19 protein-coding genes are annotated in these 25,320 nt (G+C 43.3%); 13 read left to right on the top strand and 6 right to left on the bottom strand.

What is annotated here, in order from left to right; translation table 11 throughout:
* The first annotated feature begins 7 nt into the window (after positions 1–7).
* The 11 genes from HWQ47_RS03145 (at position 8) to HWQ47_RS03095 (ending at position 13,617) form a co-directional block, all read left to right on the top strand.
* Positions 8–631: a ubiquinone biosynthesis accessory factor UbiJ gene (locus HWQ47_RS03145; protein WP_269969744.1), complete on the top strand. Its 624-nt coding sequence runs from the start codon at positions 8–10 to the stop codon at positions 629–631.
* Complete coding sequence (gene ubiB, locus HWQ47_RS03140; RefSeq protein WP_269969743.1) at positions 628–2,277, top strand: ubiquinone biosynthesis regulatory protein kinase UbiB; 1,650 nt, start codon at positions 628–630, stop codon at positions 2,275–2,277. Before HWQ47_RS03145 ends, ubiB begins: the two co-directional genes overlap by 4 nt.
* A 61-nt stretch (positions 2,278–2,338) precedes the next feature.
* Positions 2,339–2,590 carry a twin-arginine translocase TatA/TatE family subunit gene (gene tatA, locus HWQ47_RS03135; protein ID WP_269969742.1) on the top strand — a complete coding sequence of 84 codons (252 nt, stop codon included), beginning with the start codon at positions 2,339–2,341 and terminating at the stop codon, positions 2,588–2,590.
* 6 nt (positions 2,591–2,596) lie between these two features.
* Positions 2,597–2,995, top strand: coding sequence for a Sec-independent protein translocase protein TatB (gene tatB, locus HWQ47_RS03130; protein WP_269969741.1), 399 nt, complete (start codon positions 2,597–2,599; stop codon positions 2,993–2,995).
* Positions 2,996–2,998: 3 nt separating this feature from the next.
* Entirely contained in the window at positions 2,999–3,769 is a 771-nt protein-coding gene (gene tatC, locus HWQ47_RS03125; protein WP_269969740.1) for a twin-arginine translocase subunit TatC, read from the top strand.
* A 56-nt stretch (positions 3,770–3,825) separates the two neighbouring features.
* The gene (locus tag HWQ47_RS03120) at positions 3,826–4,317 is read left to right on the top strand and encodes a hypothetical protein (RefSeq protein ID WP_269969739.1); all 492 of its coding nucleotides are present in this window, start codon (positions 3,826–3,828) and stop codon (positions 4,315–4,317) included.
* Positions 4,317–5,105, top strand: coding sequence for a TatD family hydrolase (locus HWQ47_RS03115; protein ID WP_269969738.1), 789 nt, complete (start codon positions 4,317–4,319; stop codon positions 5,103–5,105). Before HWQ47_RS03120 ends, HWQ47_RS03115 begins: the two co-directional genes overlap by 1 nt.
* A 7-nt stretch (positions 5,106–5,112) precedes the next feature.
* On the top strand, positions 5,113–7,008 hold the full coding sequence (locus HWQ47_RS03110; RefSeq protein WP_269969737.1) for a sensor domain-containing diguanylate cyclase: 1,896 nt from the start codon (positions 5,113–5,115) through the stop codon (positions 7,006–7,008).
* A gap of 54 nt (positions 7,009–7,062) precedes the next feature.
* Positions 7,063–8,079 (top strand): porphobilinogen synthase, encoded by a 1,017-nt coding sequence (gene hemB / locus HWQ47_RS03105; protein ID WP_269969736.1) that lies wholly within the window; start codon positions 7,063–7,065, stop codon positions 8,077–8,079.
* Between the two features lie 338 nt (positions 8,080–8,417).
* Positions 8,418–12,902 (top strand): SslE/AcfD family lipoprotein zinc metalloprotease, encoded by a 4,485-nt coding sequence (locus tag HWQ47_RS03100; RefSeq protein WP_269969735.1) that lies wholly within the window; start codon positions 8,418–8,420, stop codon positions 12,900–12,902.
* Between the two features lie 181 nt (positions 12,903–13,083).
* Positions 13,084–13,617 carry a thioredoxin family protein gene (locus HWQ47_RS03095; RefSeq protein WP_269969734.1) on the top strand — a complete coding sequence of 178 codons (534 nt, stop codon included), beginning with the start codon at positions 13,084–13,086 and terminating at the stop codon, positions 13,615–13,617.
* 68 nt (positions 13,618–13,685) lie between these two features.
* Here the strand turns inward: HWQ47_RS03095 and HWQ47_RS03090 are convergent, their stop codons facing one another.
* From HWQ47_RS03090 to rhlB, 3 genes are all read right to left on the bottom strand, one after another.
* Positions 13,686–16,685 (bottom strand): TonB-dependent receptor, encoded by a 3,000-nt coding sequence (locus HWQ47_RS03090; RefSeq protein ID WP_269969733.1) that lies wholly within the window; start codon positions 16,683–16,685, stop codon positions 13,686–13,688.
* Between the two features lie 344 nt (positions 16,686–17,029).
* A complete protein-coding gene (locus HWQ47_RS03085; protein WP_269969732.1) occupies positions 17,030–17,953 on the bottom strand; it encodes a Ppx/GppA phosphatase family protein in 924 nt (307 codons plus the stop codon).
* A 10-nt stretch (positions 17,954–17,963) separates the two neighbouring features.
* On the bottom strand, positions 17,964–19,283 hold the full coding sequence (gene rhlB, locus HWQ47_RS03080; protein WP_269969731.1) for an ATP-dependent RNA helicase RhlB: 1,320 nt from the start codon (positions 19,281–19,283) through the stop codon (positions 17,964–17,966).
* Positions 19,284–19,458: 175 nt separating this feature from the next.
* Between rhlB and trxA the strand changes: the two genes are divergently transcribed.
* Both trxA and rho read left to right on the top strand, forming a co-directional pair.
* Positions 19,459–19,785 (top strand): thioredoxin TrxA, encoded by a 327-nt coding sequence (gene trxA / locus HWQ47_RS03075; RefSeq protein ID WP_269969730.1) that lies wholly within the window; start codon positions 19,459–19,461, stop codon positions 19,783–19,785.
* 259 nt (positions 19,786–20,044) lie between these two features.
* Positions 20,045–21,310 (top strand): transcription termination factor Rho, encoded by a 1,266-nt coding sequence (rho, locus tag HWQ47_RS03070; RefSeq protein WP_269969729.1) that lies wholly within the window; start codon positions 20,045–20,047, stop codon positions 21,308–21,310.
* A gap of 125 nt (positions 21,311–21,435) precedes the next feature.
* Here rho and HWQ47_RS03065 read toward each other — a convergent pair whose 3' ends face one another.
* The 3 genes from HWQ47_RS03065 to HWQ47_RS03055 form a co-directional block, all read right to left on the bottom strand.
* A complete protein-coding gene (locus tag HWQ47_RS03065; protein ID WP_269969728.1) occupies positions 21,436–22,338 on the bottom strand; it encodes a LysR family transcriptional regulator in 903 nt (300 codons plus the stop codon).
* A 111-nt stretch (positions 22,339–22,449) separates the two neighbouring features.
* Positions 22,450–23,181, bottom strand: coding sequence for a fumarate reductase iron-sulfur subunit (locus tag HWQ47_RS03060; protein ID WP_269969727.1), 732 nt, complete (start codon positions 23,179–23,181; stop codon positions 22,450–22,452).
* Entirely contained in the window at positions 23,178–25,202 is a 2,025-nt protein-coding gene (locus tag HWQ47_RS03055; RefSeq protein ID WP_269969726.1) for a fumarate reductase flavoprotein subunit, read from the bottom strand. The genes HWQ47_RS03060 and HWQ47_RS03055 overlap by 4 nt, the downstream gene beginning before the upstream one ends.
* Positions 25,203–25,320: the final 118 nt, after the last annotated feature.

Here is a 25,320-nt window from a genome sequence, read left to right as displayed (position 1 = left end):
GAAAGCCATGAAACGTGAATTAGCTTTGCTACTCAGTGCTGGTCTAGAAACGGCTTTACAGCACGTTTTAGCCCAATCCCCCGATGAATACGCCAAGCTGCGCTCACTTCATGGAAAAGTGCTCTGTATCCAGCTGAGTCAACTCAGCTGGCCTATCTATCTTATATTTGCACGAGAAATACAAGTCCTTGGTAAATATGAGGGCGAAGTCACCACCAAAGTGAATGCCGACATAACCACGCTCTACCAGCTGACCGAAGGTGCCAACCTCACTGAACTCATTAAACAAGATAAACTCAGTTTAGAAGGCGATCTTAACCTATTACAAACCTTTAGCCATTTTCTGCAAAAAGTCGAATTCGACTTCGCCGAACCTATTTCTAACTATTTGGGTGATGCCCCGACTCATTTGCTAATCACTGGGATTGAGCAGGCAAAAAACGATATAAGACGCGTGTTTCGTAAAAGTCGCGACCATGTCGGTCAATTAACCACCGAAGAGTATAAATTGGCGCCCCATGAAATAGAGTTTATTCATTTAGGTGATAGAATCGATGATCTTGTGGCCGACATTGATGCCATAGAAAAGCGAATTAATGACTTACAAACTAGGACTACAGCGAAAACATGACAGTCTCCAGTATCAAGCGTGCTTATCAGGTTATTAGAACCAGCCTACACTATGGCTTAGATGAGTTAATTCCCTCTAAAATGACGCCATGGTACTTCAGACTCCTACGTTGCAGCCTGTTTTGGGTTAGAAACAAGCACAAAAATAAAGTCGGCGGCGAGCGACTAAAGTTAGCCATGCAGGAACTGGGTCCGGTATATATCAAATTTGGTCAGATGTTGTCGACACGTCGCGATCTACTCGATGATGAATGGGCCGAAGAGTTGGCTATGTTGCAAGATAGAGTCCCTCCCTTCGATTCAGCGATTGCCAGAGAGATGATAGAAACAGAGCTTGGTACCGCTATCGATACTTATTTCGATGATTTCGACAATACTCCCCTCGCATCAGCTTCAATTTCACAGGTCCATACCGCCACACTAAAGTCCAATGGCAAAGCCGTGGTACTTAAAGTGTTAAGGCCCAATGTTGAAGCTCAGGTTCATGCCGATATTCAGTTAATGTCTCAAGTCGCGAACTTTATGGAAGCCATCTTAGGTAATGGCAACCGCTTGCGCCCTGCTGAGGTGGTTGAAGAGTATCGCACCACGATTGAAGGTGAGCTCAACCTTAAGCTCGAAGCGCTCAACGCCGTCAAGCTGAGAAATAATTTCTTAGACTCTGGCTCACTGTACATCCCTTATATGTATGAAGAGCTTTGTTTTACCCGCTTGATCGTTATGGAGCGCATCGACGGAATTTCGGTTTCCGATATGGCGGCCTTAAAAGCACAAGGCACTAACCTTAAAATCTTGGCTGAAAAAGGTGTAGAGCTATTTTTCACTCAAGTGTTCAGAGATAACTTTTTCCATGCAGATATGCATCCTGGCAACATTTTTGTCAGTCGAGAACATCCAGAAGATCCTTATTATATTGGTTTAGATTGTGGCATTATGGGCACCCTGACCGATGAAGATAAGCGCTATTTAGCCGAGAATTTCCTCGCCTTTTTCAATCGGGATTATTACCGTATTGCCCAGCTCTATATTGAGTCAGGTTGGGTATCAGCAGATACTGATATCGCTGCGTTCGAACAAGCAGTGAAAGTCGTTTGTGAGCCTATGTTCAATAAGCCACTGGATGAGATTTCATTCGGCCACGTGCTACTTGAGTTGTTCCGCACCGCCAGACGGTTCGATATGGTCGTCCAGCCTCAACTGGTATTATTAGAGAAGACCTTACTCTATATTGAAGGCCTAGGCCGCCAACTCTACCCACAACTCGATCTGTGGCAAACGGCAAAACCTTTCCTTGAAGAGTGGATGTCACAACAAGTTGGCCCGAAAGGGATGGCGAGTAAGATCAAAAAAGAGTTCCCTTACTGGATCGACAAGTTCCCTGAGCTCCCAGAGCTAGTTTATGACAACCTTAAAATGGGTAAAAACTTCGTCAGATCTCAGAACAAGATGCTGGATCGCTACGTCAAACAACAACAAAAAGCCCATAAGAGTAACTATCTTTTAATCACTTCAGCTGTTTTAGTGATCTGCGGCACGATTTTACTCAATCAACACTCTACACTATGGGCGTCTTATGGCAGTATCTGTGCTGGCACGGTAACCTGGTTACTTGGCTGGCGATCTAGACCAAAAAATAGCAAACTTTAGCTAGCACTAATAAACGATAAGTTCATAATAGAACTATATACATATTTTTGAGGAAAATTTCATGGGTAATATGGGCATTTGGCAACTTCTGATCATCGCTGTGATCGTAATATTATTATTTGGAACCAAGAAATTACGCTCACTTGGTGGTGATTTAGGCGGCGCAGTAAAAGGTTTTAAGAACGCCATGTCTTCTGAAGAAGAGAAGAAAGCACTTGAAGAAACTACTGCTGAAAAAACGGCTCCTAGCGTAGAGAAAACAGCTCCAAACGCAGAGAAAAAGAGTGAGTCCAAGGATAAAGAACAGGTATAACCTCTTATGTTCGACGGTATTGGTTTTATGGAACTGCTGTTGATCGGTATTTTAGGGCTAGTAGTACTAGGCCCTGAAAGACTTCCGGTTGCAGTTCGCTCAATCACAGGTTGGATCCGAGCCATGAAACGTATGGCTAACTCTGTCAAAGATGAGCTTGAGCAGGAACTCAAAATTGAGCAACTGCATTCAGATCTTAAAAAAGCTGAAGGTCAAGGTCTTAAAAATCTTTCTCCAGAGTTACAAGAATCGATCGACCAGTTAAAAGAAGCAGCTCAGTCTGTCAATCGTCCTTATAAGGTAGAAGAAACACCTTCGGCCAGTAGTTCTGTGCCATCGGATAACACTCCTTCAGAGGCTCCAACAGCTGAGGTTAACGCTAACTCAGACAAATCTAACAGGTAGTCCATGTCTCAACAGCAGCCTCTCATTAGTCATTTACTTGAACTACGTACCAGATTACTTCGCGCGGTCGGCAGTGTACTCTTAATCTTTGCCTGCATCGCATATTGGGCAAATGATATCTACCATTATGTGGCAACGCCACTAATGGACGTCATGCCCGAAGCCAGTAGTATGATTGCAACCGATGTTGCCGCGCCGTTTTTTGCTCCCTTTAAGCTGACACTGGTTTTAGCATTTTTTATTGCTATTCCCTATGTCCTGTACCAAATCTGGTCTTTTATCGCACCAGGCTTGTATAAGCATGAAAAACGACTAATGATGCCACTGCTTGCTAGTAGCACTTTTTTGTTTTATCTAGGTATCGCATTTGCTTACTATATTGTCTTCCCTGTGGTATTTGGATTCTTTACCAGTGTCGCTCCAGAGGGTGTACAAGTTGCAACTGATATAACGAGCTATTTAAGCTTCATTTTAAAGCTGTTCTTTGCTTTTGGTTTAGCATTTGAGATCCCAATTGCAGTGATATTGCTCTGTTGGGCTGGCGTGACTACGCCAGAAGAGCTTAAAGCTAAACGTCCCTATATCGTCGTCGGCGCCTTTGTTATTGGTATGTTGCTCACTCCACCAGATATCATTTCTCAGACAATGTTAGCCGTACCTATGCTGATATTATTTGAAGTAGGATTGATTGCTGCTCGTTTCTACAGTAAAAAGGATGATGAAGAAGACGATGAGCAAGAAAAACAGGATAAACCTGGCCAACAAGTTAAATAGGCACATGCTAATTAGCTAAATAATGGCGCGCTCAAATATCATAAGGGAGAATATTAATGCGCAAATTTTGGATCACTACAGCCGCTATCTTGATATCGGCTAATGCCACAGCAGGCATAGAGCAAGAGCTATCAGCTTGCGCGTCGATTACAGATAAGCTTGATAGGCTTATCTGTTTTGACGCACTTGCACAAACAGTGAAAGTAAAGAGTCCGACAACTCTTGCGACTGTGGCATCTGCTACAGTTGCAGCTAGACCCGTTCCCGTTACGCTTCCAACGAATATTGAAGATGAGTTTGGTAGTCTCAAAAAAACGGAAGTAGATAAGATTGATAAGATCTATCTGCAAGTCGCTTCACTCACCAAAGACCCCTACGGCGCACTAAAAATTAGCTTTAGCAATGGCCAAGTCTGGAAGCAAACCGACGGTCGCCGTTACAAGTTAAAAGTGGATCAAACTGTATTTATCGAAAAAGCGGCGCTTGGCTCTTTTATCTTAGGCACAGACGCACACAACTCGACCATTCGAGTGAAACGTCTAAAGTAATGTCTGAATACATAGACATCGCTGTCAACCTCATTGGCAGCGCCCTCGAAAAAAATAGAGACGAGATTATTCAACGAGCGGTGGCCCAAGGGGTTTCACCGCTTATTGTTATTGGCAGTAATCTAAAAGAGAGTGAACAAGCGATAGCTTGCTGCCTTGAATATCCGCAACACCTATATTGCACTGCCGGAACCCATCCACATCACGCCAGTGAATGGGACGACACTAGTGCCGATAAACTGCGATTACTCGCCACATCAGCAAAAGTGGTTGCCATCGGGGAGTGCGGGCTAGACTATAACCGCGACTTTTCTCCACGCTCAAAACAAAGAGAGGCTTTTGTAGCACAATTAGCTTTAGCCGTTGAACTGCAACTCCCTGTGTTAATGCACGAACGTGATGCTCATGGTGACTTTCTAGCTATTCTTAAAGAATATCGTAGCGATCTTAAAAATGCCCTGCTTCACTGTTTTACAGGTAATAGAGAGAGTATGGAAGCCTATCTAGCACTCGATCTGCATTTAGGGATCACTGGCTGGGTTTGCGATGAGCGTAGAGGAGCTGAGCTAGCTGAACTTGTTGGTGATATCCCCAACAATAGAATACTGATTGAAACAGATAGCCCATACTTATTGCCTAGAAGCATGAGGCCTAAGCCTAAATCCAGTAAGAACGAACCTCAATACCTACCTTATATTGCACAATATATTGCCATACTGAGAGGGCAAAACCCTAGGGACTTTGCAGCACAGACTTACCAAAACAGTATTAAATTTTTTGGGTTATAGGTGATCAATGAAACTGATTAATTTAGTTTTTCTCACCCTTTGTCTGGTTTTCTGTTCTCAGGTTAAGTCTGAAACTTTACTCGCCCTCAACGAGGATTCAGATAAAGCCCTAGAGATCTCTTCTTGGCTGTATTATGCATTTTCTACTGATAACCAAGATATTGAACAAGTTAAGAACTTCAGTTCAACACGCTGGGAGCGGTTTCCACAAAATAACTATAACCACATTGATGTCGATCCTTTCTGGGTTAAATTTAACCTCTATAATGCTGGGCCAAACGTTATCGACAAGCTTATCTCGCTGGGGAATCCTCACATAGATAAATTGGATATCTATCACTTTGTGCAAGGTAAACTGGTTAATCACACCCAAATGGGGGATAGCCTTCCTTTTGCACAAAGACTGGTTATCAACAATCTGTTTATCTATCCATTTAAATTAGAACCTGAAGTATTACACACCTTTTATATTAAAATTGACTCCGAGGGAAGTGCCAACTTACCACTAAGCTTATGGTCGCCAACTGCATTTGTGCAATACACTGAAACCCATTCATTATCAACCGGCTTTCAACTAGGTGCGCTTACTGCCATTGGCTTTTTTTGTCTCTGTATCGCGATAATATCGCGCTCATTTAGCTACAGCTATTATGCTGGTTATGTGTTATCGGTCACCTTACTGGTAGCCACACTTCAAGGGGTTGCCTTTCGATTCCTGTGGCCAAACTGGCCAATATTCCAACCTTTAATGATCACACTTTTAATCCCCTTAGGTATGTTTTTTGCGTTACTTTTCACAGAGAAAGTACTGCAGTTAAAATACCACAGTCTCCCTTTACTCAGATTGTGTCGTTACAGTGCAAGCTTTGCACTTTTACTCCTGTTTATCACTCCACTACTTAAGTATTCACAAGCTCTGTATATCAACATAATTGCAGTGCTATTTGTGACTGCGCTCCTTATGTTTATCGCTTGTTTACTCGCAGTGAGAGGACACAAACTCGCTAAACTTTACACCCTAGCTTGGAGCGGAATGCTGCTCGGTTCATTTGTCACTGGTTCCCTATATTTGGGGCTGTTTTCATTGCCGATAGCAAACCTAACCCCGCTGATGATTGGTCTCACTTTCGAGATAATCTTTATGGCTAGCATTCTCGCTATTCGTTATAACGATGAGCGAAAATCAAAACTTAAAACCCAAAAGGAAGCATTACTCCAGTCACAGCGGATCCATAAAACCAAAGAAGAAGCCTTACTCATCGAGGCAAATAGTAATGAAAAGCTCGAGCAGATGGTCCAAGAGCGAACCCTAGAATTAGAGATTGCACTGAGAGAACTAAACGAAGCAAATCAAAAACTAACCGAGCAGACGACGACTGATAGTTTAACTGGCGTAAAAAACCGCGCGGCTTTCGATAAACGCCTGCAAGCCGAGGGGAAATTAAGCCGTAGACAACAAACTCCTATGGCCATTTTAATGATTGATATCGACCACTTTAAATCAATCAACGATAGTTACGGTCATTTAGCAGGTGATCAGACCCTTCGACTTATTGCTCAAACACTAAAAGAGAAATTAAAACGACCAGCTGATCTGGTGTCACGTTTTGGTGGCGAAGAGTTTGCTATTATACTTCCAAACACAGATGAACTTGGTGCAGAAAGGGTTGCAGAGCTGATAAGGAAAACCATTGATAACTTACCGATTATTTGGGAGAACATCGATATTCCTCTCACCATAAGTATCGGTGTCAGTTCGGAAATCATACAATCTGAGGTTCAACCAACCAGATTATTGGAACAAGCTGATAAAGCACTTTATCGTGCAAAAAATGACGGGCGTAACCGAGTAATGGTTTATACGCCTGGGCCTCAAAAAGAGATAAACAACACCCAATCTTAAGTAACAAGCATCCAATGGCAAGTTACATCTAATGGATATAGTTAGGAGTCGAACGTGAATATTATTACCAGTGCCTTCCCACAACGCAGAATGCGTCGCATGCGTAAACATGATTTTAGCCGTCGCTTAATGGCTGAAAATCAACTTTCGGTGAACGATCTTATCTACCCGATGTTTGTATTAGAAGGCAATAATAGAACTGAACAGATCGCTTCAATGCCAGGCATTGAACGCTACTCAATCGACCTACTCCTTAAGGAAGCGGAAGAAATTGTTAAGCTAGGTATTCCACTTATCGCACTATTTCCAGTGACTCCAGCGGAAAAGAAGACCCTATTAGCGGAAGAGGCTTATAACGCCGATGCATTAGCACAACGCGCCGTTCGGGCCCTGAAGGACGCTTTCCCGGAATTAGGTGTGATGACAGATGTCGCACTGGATCCTTTCACGACTCATGGCCAAGATGGCATCATAGATAAAGATGGCTACATTCTTAACGACATCACCACAGAAATTTTAGTTAAGCAGGCACTATCACACGCCGAAGCAGGTGCCGATATCATCGCCCCATCGGATATGATGGATGGACGTATTGGTGCTATCCGTCAAGCCTTAGAAGCTGCTGGTCATGTGAATACGCTGATTATGGCGTACTCAGCTAAATACTCATCGAACTATTACGGGCCATTCCGTGATGCCGTAGGCTCTGCGGGTAACCTTAAAGGTGGCAATAAACACAGCTACCAGATGGACCCAGCCAACAGTGATGAAGCCCTACACGAAGTCGCCCTCGATATTCAAGAGGGAGCTGACATGGTCATGGTTAAGCCTGGTATGCCTTATCTTGATATCGTTACCCGCGTTAAACGTGAACTAGGCGTACCGACTTTTGCTTATCAAGTTAGTGGGGAATATGCCATGCATATGGCAGCTATCGAGAATGGCTGGCTTTCCGAAAAAGCCATCGTGATGGAATCGCTGCTTTGCTTCAAACGCGCCGGAGCAAACGGTATACTGACCTATTTTGCCAAACATGCAGCTCAATGGCTAAAAGAAGATCAAGTGAAATAAACCTTGGCTAGATCTTTCAGCCTTAATTAAAACCTCCATCCGGAGGTTTTTTTGTTTCTAGCAAGCTGCTGAGTATTTTCTATCGAGATACTGATGACACCAAAACCAACTACGTGATCACGCTCACAAATTAATATAGTCTTGTTAATTATTAATACGTTATTTAATTAAAATACCATTATTTTACTTTTATAATGGCGAGACGATTCTCATCCACTGCCTTTACTAAACACTCAAGTTGCAGATGCACCCCAAATAACAATCGGCTTTCATATTTAATGAAAAAATGTCGCATATATAACTGAACGAATAAGAAACAATCTCAGATTAGGACTACAATGAAAAAATCAATTTTGACACTGGTGTTATTGACACTCCTTGGTGGGTGTAACGATGATACAGATCCAGTGATACCACCGACCCCTTCTATCCCCTCAATCCCAATCGGTCCGTCAACACCCATTAAACTTGCCATAACGGTATCACTAGATGGAAAATTATTACTGGGTGAGCCGATACTTTGTAACGATCAAAAACCCAATGGGTTTGAAATACAAATTGGTGATAGCGTCACTTGTTCATATAACAATTTAGCACTGCTTACTTTTAGTGATGTTCGACCTGACGTCGCCAAAACGTCAACACCGACCGAACGCAAACAGCTATTATTGGCTAATGCTGATGAATTTACAGGCAAGCCAGTCGAAACATCAAATGCCCAAACACTGATTAAAACCATGGGTATTGTACGAGGCAATCAGATCGATATTGAACTATCGACATTACAGGCATTACAGTTCGAAAATATCTACCTCAACAGCTTGTCTATGGATCAAGATGAATTCCGCGAATTACTAGAGCAACAAGCTAATGATGCTCAAGCAGATAAGCTCCCCTCTACCCATATTCCTGATATAAAGCCTGAAGTAAGTAGCGGTACATCCACAGATTTAAATGCGCATTTTGTCGCGGCGGATGCAGAAACGGCGTACCAATATAAGCCTGAGAAAAATATTCTATCAACAGCAATATTAACCGACACCCATGGGAAACCAGTTGCAGGCATTCAGTACTTTAATCGAAGTGGTCGTGGGATAACCGACCATAATGGTTCGTTCCAATTTACTTGGGGCGATAGTATCAGCTTTGGTATCGATACTTTTGAGCTTGGAGAGGTTCGCGGTAACCAGCAAAGTTACACGTTAAGTCAGCTCGGCGAAGGCAACAACGGCCTCAACGCCGAAGCGCTGGTATTACGTTATGCCACAACTCAAGGACAAGGCTGGCAATTGCCTGCACGCGTTGCAGAAGTCTTTGCTTCATACCCTAACGTGATAAACGAAATTATCTCTTTATCATTAAATGCTAAAGAGAAAGTATTAAACACAGGCAATGGTACACAGATATTGCCAGCTGAGTTTAGTAATCAGTTTAACTCTGGGTTAGCCAGTGACATAGATAATTTATTGTGTGATATCGACTGCCAACAAACAGTCAGAGAAAGGGAGTTACTAGCTGAAACACAATCTTATCGCACTGATGTTAACGCAGCAGTCAATAATAGCGACGACAGTGGCCAAATTTTAGCTGACATTCAACGTTTATGGGGCACTACATCTGAAGTTGGTTGGAATAAAGTCAGTGCTTTTCATGTGTTTCACGATAGTACAAATTTTTATGGCAGTACAGGTAATGCCCGCGGTCAAGCAACAGTCAATATCGCCAATAGTGCTTTTCCAGTATTAATGGCGCGTAATGACAATAACTACTGGCTACCCTTTGGCGCCAACAAAGCCTGGGACAAAGATACCCTTGCATATATCACCGAAGCACCATCGACAGTTATCCCTGACAAGGTCAGTGGCGAAACGGCAACCTATAACCTGCCTTTTATCAGCATTGGTGAAATAGGTTTAGGTAAAATAATGGTCATGGGGAATGCACGTTATAACTCTATTTTGGTTTGCCCTAATGGCTATAGCTGGCATGGCGGTATCGACGAAAACGGTCAATGTCGAGAAAGTCGTGACAGTGATGATATGAAGCATTTTTTCCAAAATAGCTTCAAATATCTGACCAATAACCAATCAGGCTACAGCGTTGGCACCAATATTCCTCATGTTTACTTTAAACGTGCTGGACAGGTTATGGGAGAGCAAGAAAGCTACGTCATAGACCCTATCTTCGGTGTTACGACTGAGCAGCTAGATAGCTTCCAAAGCATTGACCCTCAAACGATGCCGTTGCTAATTCTTAATGGCTTTGAGTACACCATTAATACCGGCAACAATGGCTATATTTTGCCTATGCAAGCAGATACATCTAAGCCAAAACTAAACCAAGATGATGTCACAGCCTTGATGGATTACGTCAGCAAAGGTGGCAATATCATGATCATGGAGACCTTGGCTGACACAAATAATGCTGGTGCATTATCGCGTTTACTTGATAGTGCCGGTATCGCGTTTGGTATGGGAGGCTCCGTGGTTGCCAATGGTAACGGACCCAGTGGCGGCTATGCAGATCGCGTGCGCAATCAACGTGGCGACGGCATCTGGATTATTGAACGCTATGCCGCTGTAGAAAGTGAAGATGGAGTTCAAACATCTCCCTATATTATTAACCAAGCAAACGGCAGTGTAGAGTGGCTATACCAGCAACAAAATAAACCCGATGATAAACCAAATCTGGCCGTGGCTAAATGGGTAGAAACAACAGAAGATGGTAAAGAATTTACCCACACCGCGTTTATTGATGAGAGCCAAACTGATGATCTAAACGCAGCCAAAACCCGTATTTTAGCTGCATTCACAAAATCTGATGGCTCTCCAGCTTATCAGGAGTGTACAGATCCCAATTTTCACTATGAGATCAACTGCCTTGAATATCGACCCGGTAACAATATCCCAGTTACTGGAACGATGTCAGTCCCTCAATATACTCAGCTCGATCTTGGTGATGCACAAGCCCGTGCTATGGTAAAAGCGGCAGATTTAGGCACCAATATCGAGCGTTTGTATCAACACGAGCGCTACTTCCGTACCAAAGGCGACCAAGGATCTCGTTTAACCAATGTGGATTTAACCCGCATTTACCAAAATATGACCGTCTGGTTGTGGAACAATCTTGACTATCGTTATGAATCTAGCCTTGATGACGAATTGGGTTTCGAACGTTTTACTCAGTTTTTAAACTGCTATACCGATGACCGTGCTCAAGGCGGTACTGAGTGTCCCGCTGAACTGCAAGAGCAGATGCTCACGCAGCAGATGATACTTGGACAAGATCAAGGCAAATACGCAGGATATATGAATCCGAGTTATCCGCTGAACTACATGGAGAAACCACTGACTCGCTTAATGTTAGGCAGATCCTATTGGGATCTGGATGTAAAAGTCGATCCTCGTCAGTACCCCGGTGAAGCGACAAGCTCTCAAGGCGGCGGAACAATTACCTTAGATTTTATCAATAACACTGCAGCTTGGTTTGCTGGAAACCGTCAGCCAACGGGCCAATGGGCAATAGCACAAACACCGTTTACTGTATCAGTTAACGGCACCAATCAACCCGTTACGATCACTGTGGCATTGGCTGATGACCTTACTGGACGTGAAAAGCATGAGTTAGGGCTAAAACGCCCACCACGTATGAGTCAATCATTTACCCTAAACGTCGGTGATATTGGCAGCAGTTATAGTATTACCTCGCCCTATGGCGGTTTAATTTACGCCCAAGGTCAGGATGGACAAGCGGTTACCTTGAATTTCACTGCTACAGTTGACGCGCCTCTTTATCAATATAACGGTACTGTTGGGCAATGGTTGAATCCAGTGGACTCTCCGGCTCCACTTGGTGAAGTTATGTCTCAAAGCTTTACGTATACCGCGCCAAAAGCCAACCTCAAGGCAACCAATTACAAGGGCAGCCCAGCGCTATTTGCTAAGGAACTCGATACCTTTGCCGCGGATATGAATGACTTTTATAGCCGTGAAGAAGGTCTTCAAGGAGATCGTAATCGCAAAGCAACAGACAGCAGTATTCCAACCAATCGCCACCACTTTGTTAACGATGTGGCCATCAGCATAGGTAATGCCCACTCTGGTTATCCAGTGATGAGTGACGGCTTTAATGCCAGCAGTGATAATATTGGGTTATCGCCATTAAACTCTTGGTTACTGTGGCACGAGGTGGGCCATAATGCAGCTGAAGCACCATTTAATATCGATGGGGCAACAGAGGTGGTTAATAATCTGCTCGCACTTTATATGCAAGACAAACACCATGGCAAAATGAGTCGGGTAGAGCAAGATATTCGTATAGCACCTGATTTTGTTGCAGCGGAAGACGGTCATGCTTGGGCTGCCGGTGGTGCAGGAGAGCGTTTAGTGATGTTTGCTCAATTAAAAGAATGGGCAGAAACTGAATTTACGATCAATGATTGGTATCCACAAGGCACGTTGCCTGCTTACTATGACAATGAAAAAGGCTTGCAAGGATGGAACCTATTCAAGCTGATGCATCGCTTAACTCGTAATCCCGATGATAGCCAGTTTTCGCTTAACGGCGACAACCTATGTTACCAACAAGATAACATAGGTAAAAGTGATCATCTCTTACTATGTGCGTCTTACGCAACTCAAACGGATCTAAGTGACTTTTTCCGCGCGTGGAACCCTGGTAGTAAAGCCTTTGTTTATCCTGGCGATCCTACACCTCAATATGAAGGTGGGATCTCTGATGCGGGATTTGCAAAAGTCGCCGCATTAAGCTTACCTAAACCAACGCGTGACCCACTTAATATTGACAGTATTACCGTCAGATAATTAATCGAGGTAGGGAGAGGCAATATTTTCCTCTCCCACACAAGCAAATACAACATTGCTATGTGATCTAACTAACCAATACCAAGTTTGATACTTTTCCAACCCAGCGCTAAATGATTAAATAGATATCGTTCCAGCGCCGAGTATTACTAGCCAACTTTCCAAAGCCTGAGGTATCATCGTGACCAATAACATCAAGGCATTACTTGCCACTACAGCCCTATTTTTTAGCTGCCAGACTCTTGCCAGCAGTGGTTGTGCATTCGAAGAGAATCAAAGCGGCTTAATTGCCACATGCAACGAGGAGATACAGGAAGTGATTTTAACCGGAGCTGTCGCAACACAAACCATGCTTGAACTGGATGATTTTTCACAAGGCTATAAAGAATACCAAGTCGATACAGCCGCCATTACACCACTGAAAAATGTAAAAGAGTTAACTGAAATTGTGGTTATTATCGGCACTTGGTGCGGTGATTGTCATCGTGAAACACCCCGCTTAATTCGTATTCTCGAAGAGGTCAATAATCCGAATATCAAGGTAACTTATATCGGTGTCGACAGAGCAAAATCAGATCCTGAAGGATTAGCAGCCCAATACGAATTCACCCGTATTCCAACCATTATTGTTAGCCAAAATGGTGAAGAGTTAGGGCGGATTATCGAACGACCAGAAACTTCTCTAGAGATAGATTTAGCCAAAATACTGAACTGATTGTTGGTAAGTTATAAACAAAGAAAGGCACTCAATGAGTGCCTTTCTTACCTGTTAGCATAAACTATTTAGAATTCGTAGCGTGCCACCACTGAGAAGAATCGCTCTTCCTGACGATCCGTTGTCATACCATAGTCAGGGCTAAGCTCTAAACCTGAAGATGTATCTGCATAACGTGCTCTTTCTTCATTCACGTTAATTGCAGAATCAGAATTTAAAACATTATAAACAGTTCCTTTTATAGAAAAGTCACCATCAAAAATATCTGTCATATAAGTCAGTGATAAATCGATATTAGTAACCCAAGGTAGATTACCCGCTGTGCCACGTGGTGCAGGATTACCATTTTCATCATAGTGTGAAGCTTGGTCGTAGTAACGGCTTATACAGTCATCCCAAGGACTCCCAGCAGTACAACTACCCACACCATCTGGATGCTGTGAGAAATAACTCTGAGGACGACCCGAAGTGACTCGAGTGACAAAACCAAAGATTAAATCTTCAGTAATGCTATATGCACCACTCACTTTAAATGCATGAGTATGGTCATTTGGTAGGTCACCACTTGAGTGATCCATTAGGTCGCCATAATCGTATGATGTAGTCCAACCTGGGTCAGCCTGATTATTATCGGTTTTAACTAGACCTTCTGTATTACCATAGCTATTTGACCATGTGTACGATGAGTTAATACGTAAATCATCTGTCACAGAACCATCCAAAGTAAATTCTAACGCAACATACTTACGTTCAGCTTCAGGCAATGCCATCTCTTGTGCACTTAAGTTAATGTTATCTACTTGGCCATCGCCATCGAAGTCATATGAAACACCAACATCTTCACCTGGATTAAGGAGCACGTAATAAGAGCTCTGGCCAACATTATCTTCGATACCTAACTCAGCAAGCTTCTTAGATAAAACAGGTCCAATATCAGTGTCTTCAACACTACGTCCTAAATCACGATAAATACCACGCACACCAGCAGTCATCGTTTCAAAAACTTCTTGTTGATAGCCTAGAGTAAACTCGTCTGAGTACATTGATTTAAGAGATGATGATGCTATCAAACCTGGTTCAGTAATACCTTTTTGACGATCCCAACGATCACGAAGCATAGCACCACGGCTTGGCGAACCGTCGGCATTAATAACGGGGTGTCCATCTGCATCGACTTGATCAAGTTCTGAATACTCAAACCACTCAATAGAAGATGAGCCCTGAGTAATATTCATATTCGCAGAAACCGGCTGGAAGTAACGACCATAGGTTGCGAATACTTTCGATTCACCATCACCAAATACATCATAAATAGCTTGAATACGTGGTGCAAATTGATTATCCATTTCCACATACGCACGACCATCAGAAACGGTGTTTTCAAACTCGCTATAACGTAAGCCAAGATTTAACACTAAGTTATCAGTTGCCTGCCAAGAGTCATTGATATAAAACGCAGTAGAGGTCACGTCCGAATCAGTAAAACGTTCACGCACACGGCGTTCAACATAGTCTTCACCCTGAGTTTGACCAGAGTTATCATCAACACCAGCCGTGTAGATTGACCACCAACCTTGTGCATCACCAATACCGTTTTGAGACGAAGAATAATCAACTTTAACCTTGGTATAATCAACACCAAATTGAATTGAGTGATCTTCTAAATCCAAGCTGAAATCAATTCTAGCTTGGTCACGAGTGTAATGTTCTTCTGATACTGACGAGTTAGTATGTTGGCTTAAAGTCGAAAAACCATCACGATAATCCCAAACACCAGGGTTTGCTGACGCCACAACATTTTCAACATCTTCTTGTACTCGACCAATAACAGCTGAAACTGAGAAAGCATCAGTTAAATAACCGTTATAATTCAAGCTATACACTTTACCACCATCTTCACCTGGTGCATTTACGCCTTGCTGTTCACCAACAATATTGGTTTCCCAATCATAAGCATACGTTTTATTTGTCCATGTACGCTTGTTATTCATTGCAGAGAAGCCAATTGAATGGTCATCTGACATGTACCAATCTAACTTTGCAAACCAGCGGTCTTCTTCGCGATCTCGACCGCCTTTAGTTGTTTGTCCAGCCCAATCTTGAGCTTCTCGTCTTGGCGCAAACAAACCATAGAAAAATAGAGAATCTTCAATAATTGCACCACTTGCCCATAACTGTAGCTCTTTAAAGTCATAGCCATCTTGTTGAGTATTAGTATCGACTTCACCATTTGATTGATAAATATTACTATGAGATGAACGTAAAGAACTTGGATCCCATCGTGCTTCAGCACCAAATTTGAATTCATTTTCACCTGATTTAGAAACAGCATTTACAATACCGCCCAATGCGCCACCGAAATCAGGACTAACACCACCTGTTTTTATCTGTGTCTGGGATATCGCCTCCCAAGGTAGGCGAATTGAGCCTAAACCCGTACGAATACTTGTTACATTCAGCCCATTAAAATAGTAAGCATTTTCAGCCGCAGATGAACCACCAAAACTAGATGCACCATCAAAATTTGAACCACCAGGAGCTGCAGTACCCGGTGCAAGCAACGCAATGCTTTCAAACCCTGTATTAACAGGCATAGTTTGTAGCTCATCTTGACTAAAAGTTAAGCCTGAGGTCGATGATGCCATGTCTACACGACGGATCATGCTGCCCATTACAGCAATGCGTTCAACATTGTCGGCACCAGCCGAATATAACTGACTATCAAGAATAACTGATTGCCCGATACTAACTTGAACACCATTTTCTTGGTTCTGCTCGTAACCATCTTTACTAATCGTAATATCGTAATCACCGATAGGCACATTACGTAAAAGATAATCACCTTTATCATTAGTTTCTATTTTAAAAACAAGACCCTTGGTCTTATGTTTAAGCGTGATAGTCGCATTAGATAGGCTACTACCTGAAGCGTTTACAATATGACCTTTTACAATACTCGTATCGGCAGCCATAGCCGCTGGGGCAGATATAAATAACACTGAACCTACGGCAAGAGCCGCTAACGTCTTTTTCGGCGAAAATCGTATAAGCGCATTACTTCTAGACATGATTTAGTCTCCCTTAAACTTTATCTAAGTAAGCACTTGGCAAAATATTATTAGTTGATTTTGGTGTACCAAACACCAAGTGCAACAAAAACATAACACGAACCACATATTATATACAATCTTCAATATCCAAAAAATGTATACTATCTAAACAAAGAGAGATTAGAGTGACAAAAAAGCTACGAATGAGTCGGTAACTTGAGGACAGCTAAAAAGAATGGAAAATAGGTTAAATCTATTATTACGATGAAAAGTATTCATGTTAGATAGAACACAAAGACTTATCATATAAATATTGAACAATAGAGGGGGGGGAACTAATAGCTAAAAATGATATTGCTGTATCAGAGATTGTCTAATTGTTGTTGAGATAACATCTGTAATACACCCTCTCTGAGCGCTCCACCGGATAAATTCAAACTCTTAATATCCAGTAACTCAAACAGAGCCAATAGAATTGAGACTCCGGCTACAAACGTTGGTGCTCTTTCCAAATGAAGACCTGAGATGGCTAACATCGAAGGATCTGTCTGTAATAACACCTCTTTTTGAAGTGCAAGCAACACATCCAAGGTAATGATCGTCGACTGCTTCCTATGATTAAGCAGCTCTACCACAGACTGAACGCTACCTGAGGCGCCTACAACACAATGCCAACCTAACAACTTAAGCTCACTTAGATAATCACCCAGCACAGATTTAACGTCCTTTTTTGCTTCATCAAAATCTAACTGCTGAAAAGGAAAGGAGCTAAAGAATTTATCGTTAAAAGTGACACAACCTACGGCTAAGCTGGTTTTAAGTAAGACTTTATCTCCATCTCCGATAATAAACTCGGTACTCGCACCACCAATATCGATAACCAATCGTCGTCCCTCGCCCGCAGTCGTTGCAACCATACCTTGATAGATAAGCTCAGCTTCACGCATGCCGGAGATAATTTCGATAGGGTGATCTAAGATGGGGAGGGCGCGTCGACAGAAGTCATCTGAATTAACAATATTTCTAAAAGTGGCAGTCGCAATAACAGCAATATTATCGGCAGTGACTCCCTCTTTATCCAGCATCTCGCTAAACATGGCTAAACAATCGAGACCACGTAGTAACATCTCTTCACTTAGGGAACCATCAGTTTGGATCCCTTCGGCAAGACGAACTTTACGTTTGTATTTAGCAATGACTTTTGGCTGGCCTGCCAAGGTTTCAGCGACCAGCATATTAAAGCTATTGGAACCTAACGTAATCGCAGCATAGCGAGCTGTCGACATCGATTATGCTCTAAGAGTGTCTACGAGTAGTATCGTGACGACGTGGAGCATTATTACGATTTCCACTTCGGCTTCCACCTTGTGGACGTCCTGAACCTGAGCGCCCTTGTGGACGAGTATTATGCTTTCTATGTATGCGGATTGGTGCAGGGATATCATCCAACAAGGCATCACTATCATAGTTAACTACTGGAATAGAATGAAGAATATACTCTTCAATCGCAGGTAGGTTTAGCGCATATTCTTCACAAGCAAAACTCACTGATATGCCTTTTTTACCAGCACGACCTGTACGACCGATACGGTGTACGTAATCTTCACAGTCATCCGGTAGGTCGTAGTTATATACGTGAGACACGTCTGAGATATGCAAACCACGCGCTGCCACATCGGTAGCAACTAAGATATCTAACTCGCCAGTAGTAAACTGCTCAAGAATACGAATACGTTTCTTTTGCGGTACATCACCCGTTAATAAGCCAACGCGGTGACCATCACCCGACAACCAAGACCAGACATTTTCACAGCTGTGCTTAGTATTTGAGAATATGATCGCCTTTTCTGGCCAATCTTCCTCGAGCAACGACAGTAATAACTTCATCTTCTCTTCCATAGATGGATAGAAGATCTCTTCTCTAATATTTTTAGAGGTTTTTTCATTCGGTGCGATAACGACTTTCTCTGGCTCATTCATATGGTCATAAGCCAGTTCCTGCACTTTCATCGATAAAGTGGCAGAAAACAACATATTCAAGCGTGACTTGGCGTCAGGCATACGTCTGAAGAGAAAACGGATATCTTTAATAAAGCCTAGATCGAACATACGATCAGCTTCATCTAAAACAACAGCTTGAATAGCACTTAAATTAATAATGCCTTGACGTACGTAATCGATAATACGCCCCGTAGTACCGATTAAAATATCGATACCTTTATCCAGCACTTTGCGCTGAACATCATAACTTTCACCACCGTAAACAATACCGACTTTCAGACCAGTGTGTTTTGCGAGTAATGTTGCATCTTTTGCTATTTGGATAGCCAATTCACGTGTTGGCGCCATAATCATCGCTCTAGGCTGATTAATCTGACGTCCTTCTGGAATTGGAGTAGAAAGAAGATGCTCAAAGGTCGCAACAAGAAAAGCTAATGTTTTTCCTGTTCCCGTCTGGGCTTGGCCAGCAATATCTTTTTTCTGTAATAGTATAGGTATAGATAGGGCTTGAATCGGCGTACAAAATTCAAAACCGCTCTCGTTAAGTGCTGTTTTTATCCCTTCATGAAGAGAAAAGTCGGCAAACTTTTGATTTGATAAATGTGTTTCGCTCATAGCGGCAGCATACCAGTTAGGGTTGCAATAAGAAACTCAATCGTTTGAAATAGCGACTAATAATAAAAACTAGCTTTAAAGGCTAAAATTAATGCCTTGAAAAGTTATTTTTCAATCCCAATATACAGGTTAAGCCATTAACAAACCAGCAATGGCAACCTAACTGGAGAACATCATGAGCGACAAAATAGTACATTTAAGTGACGACAGCTTCGAAAATGACGTAATTAACTCAACACTACCTGTCGTCGTCGACTTTTGGGCCGAATGGTGCGGACCATGTAAAATGATAGCGCCTATCTTAGATGACGTTGCTGACGAGTATGAAGGCAGAGTAACTATTGCAAAAATGAATGTCGATCAAAACACGGTTTCACCTGCTAAATATGGTGTTCGTGGTATTCCAACGTTACTTATTTTCAAAAATGGTGAGCTTGCCAGCACTAAAGTCGGTGCTCTTTCTAAGACTCAGCTTAAAGAGTTCATTGACGCACAACTTTAATACTGCACTTATTCGGTTCTGTAGCTTATATATCAAGAATACATAACCAAGTTCAGTATCTAAAAGTGACGCCAGACACAAGTTATGCAATAAATTGTGTCTGGTTTAGCTAAATATCTAGACGCGCAGCGACTATAGTGCTACTTTAATAACCAGACCTATTTCTAATTAACCACATCTCGCTATTCGTTCAATATCCCATCGTTTTATGAACCATTGAATTTAAATAGCCTTATCTCGCATAAAAAGACCCTCCAAGATGAATTTATCAGAACTAAAAGACACACCGATTTCAGACTTAGTATTACTTGCTCAAGAAATGAACGTTGAAAATCCAGCTCGAGCACGTAAACAGGACATTATATTTTCAATCCTTAAAGCCCACGCCAAAAGCGGTGAAGATATTTTCGGTGGTGGTGTCTTAGAAATTCTGCAGGACGGTTTCGGTTTCCTTCGTAGTGGTGACGCCTCTTACTTAGCTGGTCCAGATGACATTTATGTCTCTCCAAGCCAGATCCGTCGCTTCAGCTTACGAACAGGTGATTCTGTTTTTGGTAAAATTAGACCACCTAAAGAGGGCGAACGTTATTTCGCACTTTTGAAAGTATCTGAAGTCAACTTTGACAAGCCAGAAAACTCCCGCACAAAAATCTTATTCGAAAACCTCACTCCACTCCATGCAGAAGAACGTATGCGTATGGAACGTGGTAATGGTTCGACTGAAGATATTACTTCACGTATTCTCGACCTATGTTCACCCATTGGTAAAGGCCAGCGTGGTTTGATTGTTGCACCGCCAAAAGCGGGTAAAACATTATTACTGCAAAACATTGCCCAAAGCATTGCTTACAATAATCCAGATGTTGTATTGATGGTTCTACTTATCGATGAGCGTCCGGAAGAAGTCACTGAGATGCAGCGTATGGTAAAAGGTGAAGTTATTGCTTCTACCTTCGATGAGCCAGCAAGTCGTCACGTACAGGTAGCCGAAATGGTTATCGAAAAAGCTAAGCGTCTGGTAGAGCACAAGAAAGATGTTGTTATCTTACTCGACTCAATCACACGTCTTGCACGTGCTTACAACACCGTTATCCCATCATCAGGTAAAGTGCTTACCGGTGGTGTAGATGCTAACGCACTACACCGTCCTAAGCGTTTCTTCGGTGCAGCTCGTAACATCGAGAACGGCGGTAGCTTAACCATTATCGCTACGGCACTGGTTGATACCGGCTCTAAAATGGATGAAGTCATCTACGAAGAGTTTAAAGGTACTGGTAACCAAGAGTTACACCTTTCTCGTAAAGCGGCTGAAAAGCGAGTCTTCCCTGCTATCGACTTTAACCGCAGCGGTACTCGTCGTGAAGAGAAACTTACAACACCTGATGAACTTCAGAAAATGTGGATTTTACGTAAAATCTTACACCCAATGGATGAAGTTACTGGTATGGAGTTCCTTATCGACAAATTGGCTATGACCAAGACTAACGAAGAGTTCTTCACCGCGATGAAACGCGCTAAGAGTTAATAAGTTCTAGGTTCTAGGTTCTAGGTTCTAAAAAGCATAAAGAAAAGCCGCACTCGTTGCGGCTTTTTTATGTCTGGACTGCTTGTAATAAAGAGTTATGAAGTTTTACCAAGGACTCCTAGATTCTAGCTACTAATTTCCAACCTCTGCTTACATCTCTGCCTAAGCATATCTCTCAGTAACAAGACCACGGGCGTTACATGCTCTCTTCCTGGGCACACTAAATATAGATCAGCCGATTCTCCCTCGTAATCGGTCAACATAGATATTAACCTGCCACTTGCGATATCTTCACCTAAGTCCAGTGATGACTTATAGACAACGCCTTTGCCCGCAACAGCCCAACGACGCGCAATATCAGCATCATTACAGGTACGTTTACCTGTTACTAGAGCTTTGAATTCACGTCCATGTTGAGTAAAACTCCACTGGTCATGAGTACGTTCATCTAACATGAAAAAAAGACAATCATGTTCAGCAAGTTGATCAATTGATTCAACGCTTCCTCGCTTAGCAATATATTCAGGAGACGCACACAACACACGATTAGCCGAACAAATTTTAAAAGCCACTAACGAAGAGTCTTTTGGGGTGCCAGATCGCAGAGCTACATCTATCTTGTCGTGATAAAAGTCCGATAAGGTATCGCCGATGTGTAATCTAAGTCTTAACTCAGGATACTCGTCCATAAAACTATCCAGCCAAGGCTGTAACACATTTCGGCCCACATCCGAAGGAAGCGCAAGTCTAACAACGCCAGATATTTTTTCCTTCACATCATCAATGGCCTGCTGACCTAGTGTTAAGTCAGTAAGGGCTTTGCGACAATGAATAAGATAACGCTCACCGGTATCAGTCAGTCTCAAACTGCGGGTACTGCGGATAAACAGGCTCGTTTCAAGCTGCTTCTCCAAGCGCTTAAGCGCTGCACTGGCTGACGCTGGAGAGATGTCCAACTCAGTTGCTGCAGCCGTTATGTTGCCGCAATCAGCGACTCGAACGAAAAGTTTGAGATCATTTATCTGCATCAGGTCTAACCCAAAAAGTACTTGAGTGTCATGCTATGGGGGATTAAAGAAAAAAGAAAGCCTGCGTTAAACAGACTTTCAATCAATCAATCAGAGGCCTAAACTGATGTTCTAAACCAATGCAACAGCCATCTTGCGGCGTAAATACGCTATCTGTTGCATGTGAGGCAGGTCTTTCGGACAGTTATCCTGACAACCCAGTAGAGTCATACAACCAAAGACCCCGTCTTGATTACCGATCACATGGTAGAAATCCTCGACGCCTCGCTGATCTCGGCTATCGAGTTCAAAACGAGCCAGCTTCATCATGCCGACAGCTCCAACAAAGGTTTCCCGCATCTGCTTAGTCGCACAAGCTGAGACACACACACCGCATTCGACACAGCGCTCTAATTCATAGAGTTTAGCGGCCTCCTCTGGTGCCATAGGCGCTTCGAGACGGTGCACATCCATATCATCCACATTCGGGTGCAGCCACAGCTTTAAACGTTCAGCTAGTTCACGCATAAACTTACCTGTGTTCACGGACAGATCGCCAATCAACTCAAAACCCGGCAATGGCATCAAGGTGATTTCACCTTGCGGATACTTGCTGGTTAACGTACGACACGCCAAGGTGGGAAAACCATTGATCACCATGGCGCAACTGCCGCAGATCCCTGCTCGGCAAACAAAATCAAACTGCAATGAAGTATCTTGTTGTTCACGCAATATATTTAGCGCAATAAACACCGACATTCCTGGCGTCTCTTCAATCTGATATTGAACCATTTTAGGCTTATCGCCGCTCTCTTGCGGATCATAGCGAAAGATATTAAACGTTAATGTGCGACCCTGACTCATAATGCTTGCTCTCCTACGGACTCTTCACCTATCGCTGGAGGTAAAGCCATATCAAATTTTTCAGTCAATCGTTCATTCTTGGCCATTAGTGATTGCGGAACGTTAAATGGCATCAGAGCATGCTGACGTTGATGCCGGTCAGCATCATCGCCAAGCCGACTTAAGATTTGCGTGATCTCATGCTCGCGCTTCCCGGTATTCGGATGAGCTATCGCATTGTTAATGCCATAGCCACGATAGCCTGGAGGTAACTCCATTTTCATCACATCAAGCTGCTCATAACTCAGTTCAGGTGAAAGCGAGTTTTCATCTGGCCAACAGGCTAAGGTACGGTTCAACCAATCTTTATCATTACGTTGAGGAAAATCTTCTCTAGCGTGTGCACCACGACTCTCTGTGCGAGCTGCCGCACCACAGGCCACCGTTAGCGCCACCTTAAGCATGCGCCTCACCCTTAGCGCTTCGACGAGCTCAGGATTGGCATGGCGTTTCTTACATTTCAGGCCTAATGATTTCGCCCGTTTAAGCAAGGTTTGCAGCTCAGACACTGCTTTGTCCAGCTCGGGACCATTACGGAAAATGCCCACGTAAGCCATCATGATGCGTTCCATCTCTTTTCTTAAAACAAAAGGATTTTCGGTGCCCTCGCCCTCGATGAGCTCATCTATCTCACCACGCACCTTATCGACAAAAGACTCAGCTAAATCAGTACTAATCTCTAAGTTGTTTTCTTCACAAAAATCGGCCACATACTTACCAATGATCATACCGCCAACCACGGTTTCCGCCAACGAGTTCCCCCCGAGTCGATTGAATCCATGCATGTCCCAACATGCCGCTTCACCAACGCTAAACAGGCCTTTTAGTTGTGGGCTCTGTCCGGTTTTATCTGTGCGTATGCCGCCCATTGAATAATGTTGTGTCGGGCGAACGGGGATCCAATCTTTAGCAGGGTCGATACCTAAGAAGCTCTCACAGATCTCTTTCACTTCACGCAGGTTAGTCTCCACATGCTTACGGCCCAATAGGGTAATATCCAGCCATAGATGTGGGCCATAAGGACTATCAACGCCCTTGCCTTTACGCATATGCTCTGTCATTCGGCGTGATACTACGTCACGGGAGGCCAATTCTTTCTTTTCTGGCTCATAATCTGGCATAAAACGATGACCATCTTTATCCCTAAGCAAGCCACCATCACCACGGCAACCTTCAGTGGTCAAAATACCCACAGGTACAATGGCGGTCGGATGAAACTGCACCGCCTCCATATTACCTAGCTTAGCCACACCAGTTTCCAGCGCGAGCGCCTGACCCGTTCCTTCACAGATAATGGCATTGGTAGATACCTCATAAATACGCCCATAGCCTCCAGTGGCTATGGTGGTCGACTTGGCGATATAGGCCCTCAGCTCCCCCGTTATCAGACAACGGGCAACCACACCTTGGCAACGCTTGCCATCGTGGATCAATGAGAGCGCTTCGACACGTTCATGCACAGGGATCCCTAACGAGATGGCTTTATTGTCCACGGCATATAAAAGAGAGTGACCGGTACCATCAGCGGTATAGCAGGTGCGCCATTTTTTAGTACCACCAAAATCACGGGCATTAATCAGACCATGAGCCTCTTCGGCCTCTTCGATGGTGACTTTTTCGGCATTAACCACCACCTGACGCGGCCCCTTAGTCACCCGTGTCCAGGGAACACCCCAGTGAGTGAGCTCACGCACCGCTTTGGGCGCACAATGGGCAAACATGCGGGCAACCTCTTGATCGCAGCCCCAATCAGACCCTTTAACCGTATCTTGAAAATGGATATCTTCATCATCACCCATCCCCTTGACGGTGTTGCCTAAACTCGCTTGCATACCGCCTTGAGCGGCAGCAGAGTGCGAACGCTTAGCTGGAATAAGTGACAGCACGACTGCATCCAAGCCACGCTCTTTCGACGCGATAGCCACTCTGAGACCAGCCAATCCAGCACCGATCACCAAAGAATCCGTATATATCAGTTTCACACTTGCTCCTTATATTCCCACTGAATCCTGCATTTCCAAGTGGCTTGGCAATAGGCTTGAGGGCATCATTATTTCTATCAATTAACAACTAAACACTCATCTTTAATGGTTTCATTAA

The sequence above is a fragment of the Shewanella sp. MTB7 genome, assembly GCF_027571385.1.
GTDB lineage: Bacteria > Pseudomonadota > Gammaproteobacteria > Enterobacterales > Shewanellaceae > Shewanella.
This window is presented reverse-complemented; position numbering and strand designations above follow the sequence as displayed.

Excerpts from the sequence above, each read along its gene's own strand:
- tatC (WP_269969740.1), top strand. The coding sequence starts at position 2,999 with ATGTCTCAACAGCAGCCTCTCATTAGTCATTTACTTGAACTACGTACC.
- tatA (WP_269969742.1), top strand. The coding sequence starts at position 2,339 with ATGGGTAATATGGGCATTTGGCAACTTCTGATCATCGCTGTGATCGTA.
- trxA (WP_269969730.1), top strand. The coding sequence starts at position 19,459 with ATGAGCGACAAAATAGTACATTTAAGTGACGACAGCTTCGAAAATGAC.
- HWQ47_RS03115 (WP_269969738.1), top strand. The coding sequence starts at position 4,317 with ATGTCTGAATACATAGACATCGCTGTCAACCTCATTGGCAGCGCCCTC.
- rhlB (WP_269969731.1), bottom strand. The coding sequence starts at position 19,283 with ATGAGCGAAACACATTTATCAAATCAAAAGTTTGCCGACTTTTCTCTT.
- tatB (WP_269969741.1), top strand. The coding sequence starts at position 2,597 with ATGTTCGACGGTATTGGTTTTATGGAACTGCTGTTGATCGGTATTTTA.
- HWQ47_RS03100 (WP_269969735.1), top strand. The coding sequence starts at position 8,418 with ATGAAAAAATCAATTTTGACACTGGTGTTATTGACACTCCTTGGTGGG.
- HWQ47_RS03110 (WP_269969737.1), top strand. The coding sequence starts at position 5,113 with ATGAAACTGATTAATTTAGTTTTTCTCACCCTTTGTCTGGTTTTCTGT.
- HWQ47_RS03120 (WP_269969739.1), top strand. The coding sequence starts at position 3,826 with ATGCGCAAATTTTGGATCACTACAGCCGCTATCTTGATATCGGCTAAT.
- HWQ47_RS03065 (WP_269969728.1), bottom strand. The coding sequence starts at position 22,338 with ATGCAGATAAATGATCTCAAACTTTTCGTTCGAGTCGCTGATTGCGGC.
- HWQ47_RS03085 (WP_269969732.1), bottom strand. The coding sequence starts at position 17,953 with ATGTCGACAGCTCGCTATGCTGCGATTACGTTAGGTTCCAATAGCTTT.
- HWQ47_RS03060 (WP_269969727.1), bottom strand. The coding sequence starts at position 23,181 with ATGAGTCAGGGTCGCACATTAACGTTTAATATCTTTCGCTATGATCCG.
- HWQ47_RS03090 (WP_269969733.1), bottom strand. The coding sequence starts at position 16,685 with ATGTCTAGAAGTAATGCGCTTATACGATTTTCGCCGAAAAAGACGTTA.
- ubiB (WP_269969743.1), top strand. The coding sequence starts at position 628 with ATGACAGTCTCCAGTATCAAGCGTGCTTATCAGGTTATTAGAACCAGC.
- rho (WP_269969729.1), top strand. The coding sequence starts at position 20,045 with ATGAATTTATCAGAACTAAAAGACACACCGATTTCAGACTTAGTATTA.
- HWQ47_RS03145 (WP_269969744.1), top strand. The coding sequence starts at position 8 with ATGAAACGTGAATTAGCTTTGCTACTCAGTGCTGGTCTAGAAACGGCT.